General features: G+C 74.1%; 14 protein-coding genes. 4 read left to right on the top strand and 10 right to left on the bottom strand.

From position 1 onward, the window contains the following. Nucleotides 1–42: 42 nt before the first annotated feature. The 4 genes from mshC to ACIPW5_RS31350 form a co-directional block, all read right to left on the bottom strand. Nucleotides 43–1,272 (bottom strand): cysteine--1-D-myo-inosityl 2-amino-2-deoxy-alpha-D-glucopyranoside ligase, encoded by a 1,230-nt coding sequence (gene mshC, locus ACIPW5_RS31365; RefSeq protein WP_401252139.1) that lies wholly within the window; start codon nt 1,270–1,272, stop codon nt 43–45. Between the two features lie 120 nt (nt 1,273–1,392). Then, nucleotides 1,393–2,229 carry an SCO1664 family protein gene (locus tag ACIPW5_RS31360; RefSeq protein ID WP_401252232.1) on the bottom strand — a complete coding sequence of 279 codons (837 nt, stop codon included), beginning with the start codon at nt 2,227–2,229 and terminating at the stop codon, nt 1,393–1,395. After that, nucleotides 2,193–2,783, bottom strand: coding sequence for a DUF3090 domain-containing protein (locus ACIPW5_RS31355; protein WP_401252136.1), 591 nt, complete (start codon nt 2,781–2,783; stop codon nt 2,193–2,195). The genes ACIPW5_RS31360 and ACIPW5_RS31355 overlap by 37 nt, the downstream gene beginning before the upstream one ends. A gap of 76 nt (nt 2,784–2,859) precedes the next feature. Further along, on the bottom strand, nt 2,860–3,567 hold the full coding sequence (locus ACIPW5_RS31350; RefSeq protein WP_401252133.1) for a histidine phosphatase family protein: 708 nt from the start codon (nt 3,565–3,567) through the stop codon (nt 2,860–2,862). A gap of 54 nt (nt 3,568–3,621) precedes the next feature. Here ACIPW5_RS31350 and corA point away from each other — a divergent pair, with 54 nt between their 5' ends. Continuing rightward, entirely contained in the window at nt 3,622–4,614 is a 993-nt protein-coding gene (gene corA / locus ACIPW5_RS31345; protein ID WP_401252130.1) for a magnesium/cobalt transporter CorA, read from the top strand. Nucleotides 4,615–4,626: 12 nt separating this feature from the next. On the opposite strand, the gene ACIPW5_RS31340 is transcribed toward corA, so the two are convergent. Both ACIPW5_RS31340 and ACIPW5_RS31335 read right to left on the bottom strand, forming a co-directional pair. Then, on the bottom strand, nt 4,627–5,415 hold the full coding sequence (locus ACIPW5_RS31340; RefSeq protein ID WP_401252127.1) for a ferritin-like domain-containing protein: 789 nt from the start codon (nt 5,413–5,415) through the stop codon (nt 4,627–4,629). 248 nt (nt 5,416–5,663) lie between these two features. Beyond that, the gene (locus ACIPW5_RS31335) at nt 5,664–6,713 is read right to left on the bottom strand and encodes an LLM class F420-dependent oxidoreductase (RefSeq protein WP_401252124.1); all 1,050 of its coding nucleotides are present in this window, start codon (nt 6,711–6,713) and stop codon (nt 5,664–5,666) included. A 108-nt stretch (nt 6,714–6,821) separates the two neighbouring features. On the opposite strand from ACIPW5_RS31335, the gene ACIPW5_RS31330 reads away from it, so the two are divergent. Both ACIPW5_RS31330 and ACIPW5_RS31325 read left to right on the top strand, forming a co-directional pair. Further along, nucleotides 6,822–7,805, top strand: coding sequence for an aldo/keto reductase (locus ACIPW5_RS31330; protein WP_401252122.1), 984 nt, complete (start codon nt 6,822–6,824; stop codon nt 7,803–7,805). After that, nucleotides 7,802–10,447: a helix-hairpin-helix domain-containing protein gene (locus tag ACIPW5_RS31325; RefSeq protein ID WP_401252119.1), complete on the top strand. Its 2,646-nt coding sequence runs from the start codon at nt 7,802–7,804 to the stop codon at nt 10,445–10,447. Before ACIPW5_RS31330 ends, ACIPW5_RS31325 begins: the two co-directional genes overlap by 4 nt. An 80-nt stretch (nt 10,448–10,527) precedes the next feature. On the opposite strand, the gene ACIPW5_RS31320 is transcribed toward ACIPW5_RS31325, so the two are convergent. Further along, a complete protein-coding gene (locus ACIPW5_RS31320; protein WP_401252116.1) occupies nt 10,528–11,190 on the bottom strand; it encodes a hypothetical protein in 663 nt (220 codons plus the stop codon). A 47-nt stretch (nt 11,191–11,237) separates the two neighbouring features. On the opposite strand from ACIPW5_RS31320, the gene ACIPW5_RS31315 reads away from it, so the two are divergent. Next, nucleotides 11,238–11,426 carry a DUF5703 family protein gene (locus ACIPW5_RS31315; protein WP_388943548.1) on the top strand — a complete coding sequence of 63 codons (189 nt, stop codon included), beginning with the start codon at nt 11,238–11,240 and terminating at the stop codon, nt 11,424–11,426. A 39-nt stretch (nt 11,427–11,465) separates the two neighbouring features. Here ACIPW5_RS31315 and ACIPW5_RS31310 read toward each other — a convergent pair whose 3' ends face one another. From ACIPW5_RS31310 to ACIPW5_RS31300, 3 genes are all read right to left on the bottom strand, one after another. Continuing rightward, nucleotides 11,466–12,398 carry a chaplin gene (locus ACIPW5_RS31310; RefSeq protein ID WP_401252113.1) on the bottom strand — a complete coding sequence of 311 codons (933 nt, stop codon included), beginning with the start codon at nt 12,396–12,398 and terminating at the stop codon, nt 11,466–11,468. Nucleotides 12,399–12,548: 150 nt separating this feature from the next. Then, on the bottom strand, nt 12,549–12,782 hold the full coding sequence (gene chpH / locus ACIPW5_RS31305) for a chaplin ChpH (protein WP_383341402.1): 234 nt from the start codon (nt 12,780–12,782) through the stop codon (nt 12,549–12,551). Between the two features lie 158 nt (nt 12,783–12,940). Continuing rightward, a complete protein-coding gene (locus ACIPW5_RS31300; RefSeq protein ID WP_401252110.1) occupies nt 12,941–14,266 on the bottom strand; it encodes a M20/M25/M40 family metallo-hydrolase in 1,326 nt (441 codons plus the stop codon). Nucleotides 14,267–14,469 lie beyond the last annotated feature (203 nt).

Raw genomic sequence — 14,469 nt, 5'->3', positions numbered from 1 at the left:
TGCCCCCGGCTCCGACGGAGTCCGGGGGCATCGGCGTACCTGCTACAGGGCCACGCCCAGCAGCGCGTCGACCGTGCGGGAGACCAGGCCCGGGGCCGATTCGTCGTCGCCGTCGGAGGCGTTCTGCGCACCCACCCAGGCGTCCACGGCGGCCAGCGCGGCCGGCGCGTTCAGGTCGTCGGCCAGGGCCGCGCGGACCTCCTCCACCAGGGCCTCGGCCGGCAGGCCGTCCGGCCGGGAGACGGCCGCGCGCCAGCGCGCCAGGCGGGCCTGCGCCTGGGCGAGGACGTCGTCCGTCCACTCCCAGTCCGCCCGGTAGTGGTGCGCGAGCAGCGCCAGGCGGATCGCCGCCGGGTCCACCCCGGCCCGCCGCAGCGCCGAGACGAAGACCAGGTTGCCCTTCGACTTCGACATCTTCTCGCCGTGCAGCGCGACCATGCCCGCGTGGACGTAGGCCTTGGCCATCGGGAACTCGCCCGTCAGGGCCTGCGCGTGCGAGGCGCCCATCTCGTGGTGCGGGAACGCCAGGTCGGAGCCGCCGCCCTGGATGTCGAAGCCCATGCCCAGGTGCTCCAGGGCGATGGCCACGCACTCGATGTGCCAGCCGGGCCGGCCGCGGCCCAGGGAGCCGCCGTCCCAGCTCGGCTCGCCCTCGCGGGCGGCCATCCACAGCATCGGGTCGAGGGGGTTCTTCTTGCCCGGACGGTCCGGGTCGCCGCCGCGCTCGGCGGACAGGGCCCGCATCGCCGCGGCGTCGAGGTGGGAGACCCCGCCGAAGTTCGGGTCGGACTCCACCGAGAAGTAGACGTCGCCGTCGAGCTCGTACGCGGCGCCCGCGTCCCGCAGCCGCTCCACCAGCGGCACGATGCCGGGTATGGCCTCGACGGCGCCGATGTAGTGCTGCGGCGGCAGCATGCGCAGTGCGGTCATGTCCTCGCGGAAGAGGGCCGTCTCGCGTTCGGCGAGCTCGGTCCAGTCGTGCCCGTCGCGCAGCGCCCGCTCCAGCAGCGGATCGTCCACGTCCGTGACGTTCTGGACGTAGTGGACCTGCCGCTTGTTGTCGAGCCACACGCGCTGTACGAGGTCGAACGCGTTGTAGGTCGCCGCGTGACCGATGTGGGTCGCGTCGTACGGGGTGATCCCGCAGACGTAGAGGCGGGCGACGGGACCGGGGTCGAGGGTGATCGTCCCCTGGGTCGCGGTGTCGTGGATCTGGAGGTCGCGGCCCTTGCCGGGCAGGGCGGGGACCTCAGAAGCGGGCCAGGCATGCATGGTTCGAGCCTAACCGGACGAGTGTTCCGCAAACGAATGGGATCAGCACTGTTGGCCTGATCGGCACTCTTGCGGTCTGGCTGGTTCTATGCGTCCACGATCATCCGGAGACGTACCTGCTCAGACGGGCGGCCAGGGGATCGAAGGCCACTGCCCGGAGGGCTGCGGATGCTTCCCGTCCCGCAGCAACTGCGCCACACGGGCCCGTACGGCGGCCAGCTCGACCGGGGTGATCAGTTCGCCCAGCCGGGTGGCGAGGGGCTCCCCGTCGGCCAGCTGCGCCCGGAGGGACTCCAGGACCTCGCGGGCCTCGCCCGTGAGCGGCTCCCCCGCCCAGCCCCACAGCAGGGTCCGCAGCTTGTCCTCCGTGTGGAAGGTCACGCCGTGGTCGATCCCGTAGAGCCGGCCGTCCGGCGCGGGCAGCAGGTGGCCGCCCTTGCGGTCGCCGTTGTTGATCACCGCGTCCAGGACGGCGAGGCGGCGCAGCCGGGGGTCGTCGGCGTGCACGAGGAGGGCGGTGCGGCCCTCCCCGACCTCGGCGAAGGCGACCGGCTTCCAGCCCTCCCCCGCCTCCTCGCCCTCGACCAGGGCCAGGAGCCCGGACTCCGGCGATTCTCCGGCGTCGATCCAGTGCTGGACCATGCCCTCGCCGTACGGGCCGTCGCGCAGCACGGTGGTGGGCACCAGGCCCCACCCGGTGGCCTCGGAGACCAGGTAGGCGGCCCGCTCGCGCCGGGCGAGGTTCCCGTCGGGGAAGTCCCACAGCGGCCGCTCGCCCTTGACGGGCTTGTACACGCACTCCGCGCTGCGCCCCTCGTGGGCGACGGTGCACAGCAGGACCGCGTTGGACGCCTCGGCGATGCGGCCGCGGACGGTGAGCTCACCGCGGGTGAGCAGCTCCTCTATCGGGGTCACCTCGCTCACGCCTGGCGCCGGTACCCGTTCTGGCGGGGGCAGACGTGGCCCTCGGGGTCGAGGGGCAGGCTGCACAGCGGGCACGGCGGCCGGCCCGCGTTGACCACGTCGAGGGCCCGCTTGGCGAAGGCGCGGGCCTGGGCGCCGGAGAGGCGGACCCGCAGCATCGGCGGGCCGTTCTCCTCGTCCTGGAGGAGGCGCTCCTCGGCCTCGGCGAGGTCCTCCTCGGAGTCCGCGTCGAGTTCCACGAGCGCCTGCGCCTCGACGATCATCCGCTGCTCCTCGCCGTCCCAGGCGAGGGCCATGGTCCCGACCCGGAACTCCTCCTCGACGGGGACGTCCAGCGGTGCGGTGTCGGCGGCCTCGGGAGAGGCGACGGCCGGGACGGGAGCGTTCCCGCCGGTGCGCCGCACGACCTCGTCGAGGAGCTCGTCCATCCGCTCGGCCAGCGCCGCGACCTGGGTCTTCTCCAGGGAGACGCTGGTGACGCGGGGGCCCGCGGAGGCCTGGAGGAAGAAGGTGCGGCGTCCAGGCAGACCGACCGTGCCGGCCACGAAGCGGTCCGGGGGGTCGTAAAGGAACACCTGACGGGGCACGTCCAGTCTCCAAGTCTGAGGCAGGGGCAGGGCTGCTCATGTGCTGTTGGCCCTGCCACCCTACTGCGCCGTTCGATCAGGCCGCGCCCGCGCCGCCCCCCACGACGGCGTTGCCGCCGCCCTCGGTCTCGGAGTCGGCGGAGGCCACCGGGTGCGGGATCAGCGGGGCGAGGTCCCCGGTGTCGCCGAGGCGCAGCAGGAAGGGGCGGGTGGGGGTGTAGCGGATCGCGGTGACCGAGCAGGGGTCGACGTGGATCCGCTGGAAGAGGTCGAGGTGCATGCCGAGGGCGTCGGCGACGAGGGACTTGATGATGTCGCCGTGGGAGCACATGAGGAAGACGGCCCCGGCGCCGTGCTCCTCCTCGATCCGGGCGTTCCATTCGCGTACGGCGTCCACGGCGCGGGCCTGCATGGCCCGCATGGACTCACCGCCGGGAAAGGCCGCGGCCGACGGGTGCTGCTGGACGATCTTCATCAGGGGTTCGTCGGCGAGTTCGGAGAGCTTGCGGCCCGACCAGTCGCCGTAGTGGCACTCGCCGATCCGGTCGTCGGTGTGCAGGGGCAGTCCGGGGCGGGCGGCGAGCAGCGGGGCCAGGGTCTCCCGGCAGCGCTGGAGCGGGCTGGTGACGGCTGCGGCGAGGGGGATCCCGTCGAGCCGTGCGGGCAGTGCGGCGGCCTGTCCGGCGCCGTGGTCGTCCAGGGCCACTCCCGGGGTCCATCCGGCGAGCAGGCCTGCGGTGTTGGCGGTGGACCGCCCGTGTCGTACGAGGATCAGCGTGGCCATGCATGCAGGGTATGCGGTGGGGCCGGCGTGCGGGCGGGCGCGGGTGGGGGAAGAATGCCCGGCGTGATTGTCGACTGTGCGATGTACCGGGACGGGCACCGCTCCCGGGCCCCCGAGGACTTCTCCGACGCCCTGGCCGCGGCCCGGGCCCACGGCGACGCCTTCCTCTGGGTCGGCATGTACGAGCCGACGGAGGCGGAGTTCGACCGGGTGAGCCGGGAGTTCGGCCTGCACAAGCTGGCGGTGGAGGACGCGCTGACGGCGCACCAGCGGCCGAAGCTGGAGGTGTACGACGACTCGCTGTTCGTGGTCCTCAAGCCGGTGCTGTACGACGACGATGCGGACACGGTGACCACGGGCGAGCTGATGCTGTTCATCGGCGACTCCTTCGTGGTCACGGTGCGGCACGGCGAGGGGGCCGCGCTGGCGGCCGTACGGCACCGGCTGGAGCAGGATCCGGAGGTGCTGCGGCACGGCCCCACGGCGGTGCTGTACGCGGTGTCCGACGCGGTGGTGGACCACTACATCGAGGTGGCGGCCGAGCTCCAGGCGGACCTGGAGGAGCTGGAGGCGGACGTGTTCGCGCCGAACCCCCAGGACTTCAAGAACACCGCCGCCCGGATCTACGGCTTCAAGCGGCAGGTGCTGGAGTTCCGCCGGGCGACGAGCCCGCTGCTCCAGCCGATGGACCGGCTCGCCTTCGGGAACGTGCCGTTCGTGCACGACCACGCCCGGCCCTTCTTCCGGGACGTCGCCGACCACCTGACGAAGGCGAGCGAGTACATCGAGGGCCTGGACCGGCTGCTGTCGGACGCCCTGGCCGCGCACCTGGCGCAGATGGGCGTCCGGCAGAACGACGACATGCGCAAGATCTCCGCCTGGGCGGCCATGGCCGCGGTCCCCACGATGATCGCGGGGATCTACGGGATGAACTTCGACGACATGCCCGAGCTCCGGCAGCCGTGGGGCTACCCGGCGGTGGTGGCGCTCATGGTGGGCCTGTGCCTGGCCCTGCACCGGATGTTCAAGCGGCGCGGCTGGCTCTGACCCGGCCCGGCCCTACGCGAACCCGTGGGTGGTCCTGGGCACGCCGCCCAGCGGGTCGCGCCGCTCGGGCTGGCGCAGACTGGTCATGCGGTGCCAGCCGCTGAAGCGCTCGTACGCGTACACCGCGCGGATGCCGGCGGCGAGGGCGGCCGCCTTGGGCGCGGGCCAGCGCAGCAGCCGGCCCATGTGGTCCATGACGGCGAGGCTGACGTCCCGGTAGACGCCGATCTCGGCGAGGGCGCTCTCGCGCAGCACCCGCTGGATGGCCCGGCCGTGTCCGGCGCGGGCGAGGCGCAGCAGTTCCTCGTGGCAGTAGGCGAGGTGGTTGTCCTCGTCGTTGCTGATGACGCGGACGGCCTTGCCGACCTCGGGGTGGTCGCCGAAGTGGCGCAACAGCATGACCATCTGGTCGGCGGCGCGCTGTTCGGTGACCCGGCTGTGGGCGAGGTAGACGACGATGTCCTGCTCGCTGAGGGTCTCGTCGCGGCGCAGCTTGTCGTGCGCGAGGCCGATGCCGCGGCGTTCCAGGAGCATCGTGTAGTCGGTCTCGGGCGGGACGGGGACGGCGGGCAGGCCGCGCTTGCGCAGCAGGGCCCGGAAGATCCGGCCGTGCTTGTCCTCGTCGGCGCCGTGCCGGGTGATCTTGGGCGCCAGGTCGCGCATGCCCTCGGGTACGAGGGCGGCGATCCGGGCGTTCTCCCAGCCGCCCTGGGACTCCCCGCTGGCGGCGATGGAGCAGAACAGCTGGAAGGAGTCGTCGTGCTCGACGATCTCCTGGAACAGGCTGCGGGCAGAGAGCATGCAACGAGTCAAATGCGGATCGACCGGGCGGGCAACCGAGGGGTGGCGGCACTCGGCCGAATGAACGAAACCGGCGGGTGCCCGGCGGGGCGTAACCCCGGGGCCGGGCCGGGCGTTGTTCGCTGTGTCGGCCGTGGCGGGGAAGACCCCCCGAGCCCCCACCACGGCCGCTGACTCCTTTTAGACGCCGCCCTCGCACTGCTCCGCAGGCTTCGGGCGGCTGCGTCGGACTCCGTCCGACGTCCCCCTCAGACGAGGCCGGCCAGCTCCAGGGCCTCGGTGCCGGCGCGCAGGGCGGTGAGCCGCTCGTCGAGGGTGAAGCCGGCCGGGGCCAGCGTCAGGGTGGTGACCCCGGCCTCGGCGTAGGCCCGCATCCCGTCCGCGATCCGCTCCACGGAGCCGAGCAGGGTGGTCGAGTCGATCAGCGAGTGCGGGACCGCGGCGGCCGCACCGTCCTTGTCGCCGCCCAGGTACTTGGCCTGGATCTCGGCGGCCTCCTTCTCGTAGCCCATGCGCTGGGCGAGCTGGTTGTAGAAGTTCTGCTTCGGGCTGCCCATGCCGCCGACGTACAGGGCGGTGTAGGGGCGGAACATGTCGGCGAGGGCGGTGACGTCCTCGCCGACGGCCAGCGGAACGGTCGGGCAGACGTCGAAGCCGTCCATCGTCAGGCCGGCCTTCTCGCGGCCCGCGCGGATGTGCCGCAGGGCCGTCTCCTCCAGGTGCTCGGCGGCCGGGAAGATCAGCAGGGCGCCGTCGGCGATCTCGCCGGTCTGCTCCAGGTTCTTGGGGCCGATGGCCGCGATGTAGAGCGGGATGTGCGGGCGCTCGGGGTGCACGGTCAGCTTGAGCGGCTTGCCGGGGCCGCCGGGCAGCGGGAGCGTCCAGTGCTCGCCCTCGAAGCTCAGCCGTTCGCGGGACATGGCCTTGCGGACGATCTCCACGTACTCCCGGGTCCGGGCGAGCGGCTTGTCGAACTTCACGCCGTACCAGCCCTCGGAGACCTGCGGTCCGGAGACGCCGAGGCCGAGCCGGAAGCGGCCCTTGGTGAGCGAGTCCAGGGTGGCGGCGGTCATCGCCGTCATCGCGGGCTGGCGGGCCGGGATCTGGAAGATGGCCGAGCCGACGTCGATCCGCTCGGTCTGGGCGGCCACCCAGGCCAGTACGGTCGCCGCGTCGGAACCGTAGGCCTCGGCGGCCCAGCAGACGTCGTAGCCGAGCCGGTCGGCCTCCTGGGCGACGGCGAGGTTGTCGGCGTCCATGCCCGCACCCCAGTAGCCGAGATTGATGCCGAGCCGCATGTGTCGTCCCCTAACGGATGTACCGGTTTACCGATCAGTAACGTGGGTCTGCGGGGACTGTAGCGCGCCAAACGGCCCCGCGTCAGTGCCCCAGTAGTCTCAGCGGTCATGGAGCAGAGGCATCTCGGCCGCACCGGACTGCGCGTCTCCCGGATCGGCCTCGGCACCCTGACCTGGGGCCGTGACACCGGCGAGGAAGCCGCCGCCGAGCAGTTGAAGACGTTCTGGGAGGCGGGCGGCACGCTCGTCGACACGGCCGACGTGTACGGGGGCGGTGAGGCCGAGTACCTCCTCGGGCAGCTGGTGGGTTCCCTGGTGCCGCGCCGGGACGTCGTCATCGCAACGAAGTCGGGCAGCGTCCCGGACCCCGACCGGCGCTTCAACGGCTCGCGCGGGCACCTGCTGGCCGCCCTGGACGACTCCCTGGACCGCCTCGGCACCGACTACGTGGACCTGTGGCAGGTCCACGCCTTCGACCCGCTGACCCCGCTGGAGGAGACCCTCCAGGCGCTGGACCTGGCCGTCTCCAGTGGGCGGGCCCGGTACGCGGGGGTGTCCAACTTCAGCGGCTGGCAGCTGGCGAAGGCCGCGACGTGGCAGCTCGCCGCGCCCGGGGTGCGGACCCGGCTGGCCTCCACCCAGATGGAGTACTCGCTGCTCCAGCGGGGCGTGGAGCGCGAGGTGCTCCCGGCGGCGCTGGACCTGGAGGTCGGGCTGCTGCCCTCCTCCCCGCTCGGGCGCGGGGTGCTGACCGGCAAGTACCGCGACGGGACGCCGGCCGACTCCCGGGGCGCCTCTCCGGGGCTGGCCGCGCTGGTGGAGCCGTACCTGGACGAGGCGGCGGGCCTGATCGTGGACGCCGTGGTCACGGCCGCGCAGGGCCTGGCGGTCACCCCGCTCCAGGTGGCGCTGGCCTGGATCCGCGACCGGCCGGGGGTGGCCGCCCCGATCGTCGGCGCCCGTACGTCCACGCAGCTCGGGGCGGCGCTGTCGGTGGAGGCCCTTACCCTTCCGGAGGAGATCCGCCGGGCGCTGGACGACGTGTCGGCGCCCGTGCACCGCTACCCGGATCAGGACTGGAGCACGCTGTGAGTACGGCCCCCGACCCCGCCAACCCCGCTGCCGCGCAGGACCCGCACGAAGCCGCCGCGGGCCCGGAGGGCCGGACCGGAACCGACCCCGGGGCCCCGTCCGCACCCGGCACAGCCGAGGACTCCGCCGGCCGGCAGGCCCCGGACGGGGCCGACGGCCCGGGCAGCGCGGCGACGGACGAGGCCGAGGCGACCGACCCCGCCGAGGCCGCCGACGGGCAGCAGGGCAGCCCGGACCCGGCGGACGGCCCGGAGGCCGACGGGCAGCAGAACCCTGACCCGGCCGACCGGCCGGAGGCCGACGGAGGTCAGAGCTCGGACCCGGCCGACGGCCCGGGACCCGACGCACAGCAGGGCCCGGACCCGACCGACCGGCCGGAGGCCGACCGAGGGCAGGACCCGGACCCGGCCGACGGCCCGGAAGCCGACGCACAGCAGGGCCCGGACGCGGCCGACGGCCCGGAAGCCGACGCACGGCAGGACCCGGACGCGGCCGACCGGCCGGAGGCCGACGCACGGCAGGGTTCGGACGCGGCCGACCGGCCGGAGGCCGGCTCGGTGGGCGGCGACGGGCCGGCAGGCCCGGGGGCCGGCGGGGGTCCGGGGGCGGAGCCCCCGGTTTCGGGAAGGGGCGGGGTGGGGGAAAGCCCCGCAGGGGCCGACGCAGCCCCCGGAGCGGGACAGGACACCGCCGGGACGGAGCCGGCGCAGGTGAGCGAGGCACAGGCCGAGCTGGCCGCGCAGAAGGTCGAGCGGGAGCGGATCGCCCGGCGGAAGGCGGAGCGCGAGGGCCCCGTCGACGCCGGCGCCAAGCTCAGCGGCAAGGCCGCCGACCTGCTGGCCGCCGTACGGGCCGTGGAGAGCGGCGCCAAGCCGCCCGCCGCCGTCTACTTCGACGACGCCCCCACCGCCCCCCGCAAGCCCGCCCCCGCTCCCGCGCAGCCGCAGCCGCGCCCGGCGGCCCCCGCCCCGACCCCCGCGCCCACCGTCGGAGACATCGGTGCCGTCCGCGCCGTGCTCGCCCGCGGCGGCGCCCCCGAGGCCCTGGCCGGGCAGGCCGCCGAGGCACTCGGCGAGGGTGCGGCCGAACAGCTCACCGAGGACCCCTGGCGGCTGCTCGCCGTCCCGGGGGTCCGCCCGACCCAGGCGGACGGCTTCGCGCAGGCCCTGCTCGGCCCCGCAGCCGGTCCCGCCGACGAGCGCCGCGGCGCCGCCCTGCTGGGCTGGCTGCTGGACCAGGCCGCCGCCAAGGGGCACACCGCCCTGGAGGCCCCGGTGCTGGAAAAGGCCCTGGCCCAGTACGGGGTTCCGGCCCCCGCCGAGACCCTGGAGGCGGCCATCGGCGACGGTGCGGTGCTGGTGTTCCACGAGCCGCTGGGCCCGCCCGCCGCCGAGGACGAGGAGCCGCCCGTCAGGATCCTCGTCGGCCTGGAGGGGCACGCCCTGGCCGAGGAGGCGCTCGCGGACGGCCTGGCCCGGCTCGCGGGCACCTTCGCCGGCCCGGTGGACTGGTCGGAGGCGGCCGACGGCCCCGGGGCCGAGCTGGTCCGGGCCGTCTCGGGCCACGGCCTGGTCACCCACACCGGCGGCGAGGCCGCCCGCGCCGAACCGGCGGCCCTGCTGGCGGCCGCCCGCCGGCTCGGGCTGCGGGCCGTCCTCGCCGCGCACGCCCCCGCGCCGGACGCCGTCACCGTGGCCGGGCTGCTCGCGGGGACGGAGGGCCCGGGGCGGGACGCCGACGGCCGCTTCGACCTGGACCTGCTGATCGTCCTGGACGCCCCCCAGCTGGACGTGGAGCGGGCGGCCGCACTGGTGGAGTCGGTGCCCGACGGGGCCCGCCTCGTCCTCTCCGGCGACCCCGGCGTACTCGGATCGGCGGGCCCCGGGCGGGTGTTCGCCGACGTGCTGGCGGCCCGCGCGTTCCCCCAGGTGGTGTCCCGCACCCCGGATCCCGGCCCGATCGGCGAGCTGGTCTCGGGCATCGGGGTCGGGGAGCTGAACCGCGTCGACGCCCCCGGCAAGGAGGTCGTCATCGTGCCCGTGCGGGACGCCGGCGAGGCCGTGCACCGCACCGTGCAGCTGGTGGCCGAGTCGGTGCCGCGCGCCTTCGGGATCCCGGCCGGGGAGGTGCAGGTCGTCACCCCGGGCCACGGCGGCCCCGCGGGGACCCGGGCGCTGAACGCGGCCCTCAAGGAGCGGCTGAACCCCGGCCCGGGCCGGTTCGCCGGCTTCGACCCGGGCGACCGGGTGGTGCACGTGCCGTCGCCCGGGCGGGCGCTGCCGGCCCGGGTGGTGTCGGCCGACGCCCAGGGGCTGCACCTGGACGCGGGGGGCGCACGGGTCGTCGTACCGCAGGACCGGGTGGAGGCCCAGGTCCGGCACGGCTGGGCGGTGACGGCGCACCAGGCGGTCGGCTCGCGCTGGCCGGCGGTGGTCGTCGTGCTGCCCGGGGACGCGGCGCAGGCCCTGTCCCGGGACTGGGTGTACACGGCGTTCGGGCGGGCCGAGCGGCACCTGTCGGTGGTCCACGGGGTCGAGGAGGCGCTGCCGCGCGCGGTGGCGCAGGGGCTCCCGAAGCCGCGCACGACCCGGCTCACGGGCCTGCTGCGGGCCCTGACCGCCGCGCAGGAGGAACAGCCCTAGCGAACCGGCCCGGGAACGGGCCGTGCCCCGCCCTGCCGGTGTCGGCGGGCGGGGCACGGAGGGGGCGGTGCCGCAGCGGATCAGGCCGGGGTGAGGCCCGACTCGGCGGCGTTCTCCTCCTCGTCGGCGTCGTCGTCGAAGTCCGGCTCCTCGTCGAAGACCGAGCTCACGTCGAAGCGGTGCAGCACGTCCTGCGGATCGGTCTGCCCGAAGGGCGAGTTGAGCCAGTCCCCCGGTTCCGCGACCTCCTCCAGCGCGGCGATCCAGAGGGTGGAGTCGCCCTCCTCCAGGCCGAAGTCCTTGTAGCGGGAGGCGATCTCGTCGGGCTCGTACTCCCCGAAGAGCACCCCCAGCGCTCCGGCGGTGCCTCCGTCGTCGAGGAGTTCGGCGTCCCGGTCGTGCGCGGCGACCCGTTCGGCCTGGGCGATCAGCCGGGCCGGTTCGACGACGGCGTAGTCGCGGCGGATGAGCACGCTGAACGCGGCGGGCTCGGCGGGGCCGGTGTACGGGACACCGGTCTCGGGCGTGGGGATCTCGAAGGGGGTGACCTCGTCGTAGCGGTCATAGAGGAGTTCGTCGTACTCCTCGGCGGCGGCGGCGAGTTCGTTGAAGGCGGCGTAGACGGCCGGGTCCTCGTCCCCGATCCTGCTCTCGACCGCGGCGAGGTGACGGTCGAGTGCGGCCTTGACCGCCTCGGCGGCGGCGCGTACCTCGGCAACAGTGGGCAGAGCGGCATCAGACATAGTGCAGACGCTATCCGTAGCGGGCCGGTGCCCGCACAATAGATGCGATGCCGGAATACGAATTCGTCGACGTGTACGTGCCCCGCGGGACCCCCCGCAAGGAGGCGACCCGACTGCTGACCGACCATGCGGAATACGGGAACTGGGAGCTGGACCGCCTGACCCTGTACCGGGACGGCAGCCGCCGCGCACGGCTGCGCCGCCGGATCATCCGTCAGGTCCGCGCGACCTGGTGACGCGGGCCCCGCTGCCGGGGCCCGCGCCGTGAGTGCCCGTCAGGCGGCGTTGCGGGCGCGCCGGTAGAGCACGGCCCCGGCCAGCAGCAGCCCGCCGGCGAGCGGTACGCCTGCCGTCAGGGCGTCACCCGCGCCCGTGGCGGCGAGGCCGGGCGTCTGGCCGCCGGGCGTGCCCGGGGTCTGACCACCGGGGTTGCCCGGGGTCTGGCCGCCCGGGTTGCCCGGGGTCTGGCCACCGGGAGTGCCGGGCGTCTGACCACCGGGGTTGCCGGGCGTCTGACCGCCCGGGTTGCCCGGCGTCTGACCGCCCGGGTTCCCCGGCGTCTGACCGCCCGGGTTGCCCGGCGTCTGACCGCCCGGAGTGCCCGGCGTCTGACCGCCCGGAGTGCCCGGCGTCTGACCGCCCGGAGTGCCCGGCGTGTGACCGCCCGGGTTCCCCGGGGTGTGACCGCCCGGGTTCCCCGGGGTGTGCCCGCCCGGAGTGCCCGGGTTCCCGGGGTTCTGGCCGCCCGGGTTCCCCGGTGTGTGACCGCCCGGAGTGCCCGGGTTCCCGGGGTTCTGGCCGCCGGGGTTGCCGGGGGTGTGCCCGCCCGGGGTGCCGGGGTTCCCGGGGTGGCCCGGGTGATCGTCGTCGCACGGCTCCTCGTGGCCCCCGCCCGGGTGGCCGGGGTGACCCGGATGTCCCGGGTGGCCGGGGTGGCCCGGGTGCTGCGGCTTGCCCGACTGGTTGGCGCAGCGGTTGCCGAAGGCCGGGTTCAGGCCCCCCACCACCGTCACCGTGTTGCCGCACGCGTTCACCGGCGCGTCCACCGGCGCCTGCACGTTGTTCCCGGACAGCAGGCCCGGAGAGTTCGAGGCGTGCCCGGACGCCCCCGAGGCCGCCTGGGCCTGGCCGCCGGCGAACGCGAGGACACCCCCCGCGGCCGCCATCGTGATCAGCGTCTTCCTCGTGACCTGAACCGGTCGTCGCATCTGTACTCGTCCCCTGGTGTGTACGTTCCGTCCGGCGCGCGGACCGTACGGGCTCCCCCGCCCGCCGCGCCGGAGAATGAGCTTCCGGGCCTCTAAAGCCCGGTGGCCCCGGAGCGCTGGATGCGCTCCGGGGCCAGGACTTCAGAAGCGTCAGGCGTTGACGCAGGTGTTGCCGAAGGCCGGGTTCAGCAGGCCGATGACGTTGATGGTGTTGCCGCAGACGTTGACCGGCACGTGGACCGGAACCTGGACGACGTTGCCGGACAGGACACCGGGGGAGCCGATGGCCGCACCCTGCGCACCCGCGTCGGCGGCAGCCATGCCCGCACCCGCGAGAACCAGACCACCGGTGGCAGCCGCAGCGGCGACAACCTTCTTGAGCATTGTTCCTCCTAGTAGGCAATGCGGTCCCAGCCGCGGACCGCACCACCTGTAACGAGGAGGGATCACCGGGGCTACGAGCGTATGAGCGCATTCACTCTTCTCAGTGGAATCCGCACACCTTCCCGAATCTCCCGCGTTATGCGGAATCAACTCGTCCGTCAGGCCTCGTCGAGGAACCGGTCCAGGACCCGGACGCCGAACTTGAGCCCGTCCACCGGCACCCGCTCGTCCACTCCGTGGAACATGCCGGCGAAGTCCAGCTCCGGCGGCAGCTGGAGCGGCGCGAAGCCGAAGCAGCGGATGCCGAGGTCGTCGAAGGACTTGGCGTCCGTCCCGCCGGAGAGCATGTACGGGACCGCGCGCGCGATCGGGTCCTCGGCCCGCAGGGCGCCCTGCATGGCGTCCACGAGCCGCCCGTCGAAGCCGGTCTCCAGGGCCTTGTCCGCGTGGACGTCCTCGCGCTTCACGCGCGGGCCCAGGATCCGGTCGAGGTCGGCGAAGAACTCCTCCTCGTACCCCGGCAGGAAGCGTCCGTCCACGTGGGCCGTGGCCTGGCCGGGGATGACGTTGACCTTGTAGCCGGCGCCGAGCATCGTCGGGGCGGCCGAGTTGCGCAGGGTCGCGCCGACCATCTTGGCGATCCCGCCGAGCTTGGCGAGCGTGGCGTCCATGTCGTCCGGGTCGAGCGGGGTTCCGAGGGCGTCCGAGAGCTCGTCGAGGAAGTGCCGGACGGTCTTCGTGACGCGCACCGGCCACTGGTGGCGGCCGAGGCGGCCCACGGCCTCGCACAGCTCGGTGATCGCGTTGTCGTTGTTGGTCATGGACCCGTGGCCCGCGGTGCCCTCGACCGTGAGCCGCATCCAGTGCATGCCCTTCTGGGCCGTCTCCACGAGGTAGAGCCGCAGGTTCTCGTTCACCGTGAAGGAGAAGCCGCCGACCTCGCCGATGGCCTCCGTGACGCCCTCGAAGAGCCCGGGGTGCTTGTCGACGAGGTGCCGGGCGCCGTACGTGCCGCCCGCCTCCTCGTCCGCGAGGAAGGCCAGCACGATGTCCCGCGGGGGCTTGCGCCCGCTGCGCATGCGGTCGCGCACGACGGCCAGCGTCATCGCGTCCATGTCCTTCATGTCGACCGCGCCCCGGCCCCAGACGCAGCCGTCGGCGACCTCGCCCGAGAAGGGGTCGTAGGTCCAGTCGGCGGCGTTGGCCGGGACGACGTCGGTGTGCCCGTGGATCAGCAGGGCCGGCCGCGAGGGGTCCTCGCCCTCGATGCGGGCCACGGTCGAGGCGCGCCCCTTGTGCGACTCGAAGATCTGCGGCTCCAGCCCGACCTCGGCCAGCTTCTCGGCGACCCACTCGGCCGCCTTCCGCTCGCCGGGGCCCGAGTGGTCCCCGTAGTTGCTGGTGTCGATGCGGATGAGGTCCCGGCAGAGGTCGACGACCTCGTCCTCGCCGGAGACCGCCTTGCCCGCGCCCGTTGCGCTCACGCTGTTCCTCCCACTGATCAGTACCGGCTACCCCCACCATCCTCGCCCCCCGGGCCCGTCCGCCCAAGGGCGTTCCGAGCCCGCCGGGGGGTGTGATCGGGACCCTCCGCCGTTTGGTAATGTTTTCCATGTCGCAGCGGGCCGCAAGGAACGCGAGGCGCACACCCTGTCCGGGTGGCGGAATGGCAGACGCGCTAGCTTGA

Origin of the sequence: Streptomyces sp. NPDC090077, from assembly GCF_044747545.1 — a bacterium.
Taxonomy (GTDB): Bacteria; Actinomycetota; Actinomycetes; order Streptomycetales; family Streptomycetaceae; genus Streptomyces.
This window is presented reverse-complemented; position numbering and strand designations above follow the sequence as displayed.

Bases quoted from the DNA above. Each gene is read 5' to 3' on its own strand.
- chpH (WP_383341402.1), bottom strand. From the start codon at position 12,782: ATGCTCAAGAAGGTTGTCGCCGCTGCGGCTGCCACCGGTGGTCTGGTT.
- ACIPW5_RS31320 (WP_401252116.1), bottom strand. From the start codon at position 11,190: ATGTCTGATGCCGCTCTGCCCACTGTTGCCGAGGTACGCGCCGCCGCC.
- ACIPW5_RS31330 (WP_401252122.1), top strand. From the start codon at position 6,822: ATGGAGCAGAGGCATCTCGGCCGCACCGGACTGCGCGTCTCCCGGATC.
- corA (WP_401252130.1), top strand. From the start codon at position 3,622: ATGCCCGGCGTGATTGTCGACTGTGCGATGTACCGGGACGGGCACCGC.
- ACIPW5_RS31340 (WP_401252127.1), bottom strand. From the start codon at position 5,415: ATGCTCTCTGCCCGCAGCCTGTTCCAGGAGATCGTCGAGCACGACGAC.
- ACIPW5_RS31335 (WP_401252124.1), bottom strand. From the start codon at position 6,713: ATGCGGCTCGGCATCAATCTCGGCTACTGGGGTGCGGGCATGGACGCC.
- ACIPW5_RS31350 (WP_401252133.1), bottom strand. From the start codon at position 3,567: ATGGCCACGCTGATCCTCGTACGACACGGGCGGTCCACCGCCAACACC.
- ACIPW5_RS31315 (WP_388943548.1), top strand. From the start codon at position 11,238: ATGCCGGAATACGAATTCGTCGACGTGTACGTGCCCCGCGGGACCCCC.
- mshC (WP_401252139.1), bottom strand. From the start codon at position 1,272: ATGCATGCCTGGCCCGCTTCTGAGGTCCCCGCCCTGCCCGGCAAGGGC.
- ACIPW5_RS31310 (WP_401252113.1), bottom strand. From the start codon at position 12,398: ATGCGACGACCGGTTCAGGTCACGAGGAAGACGCTGATCACGATGGCG.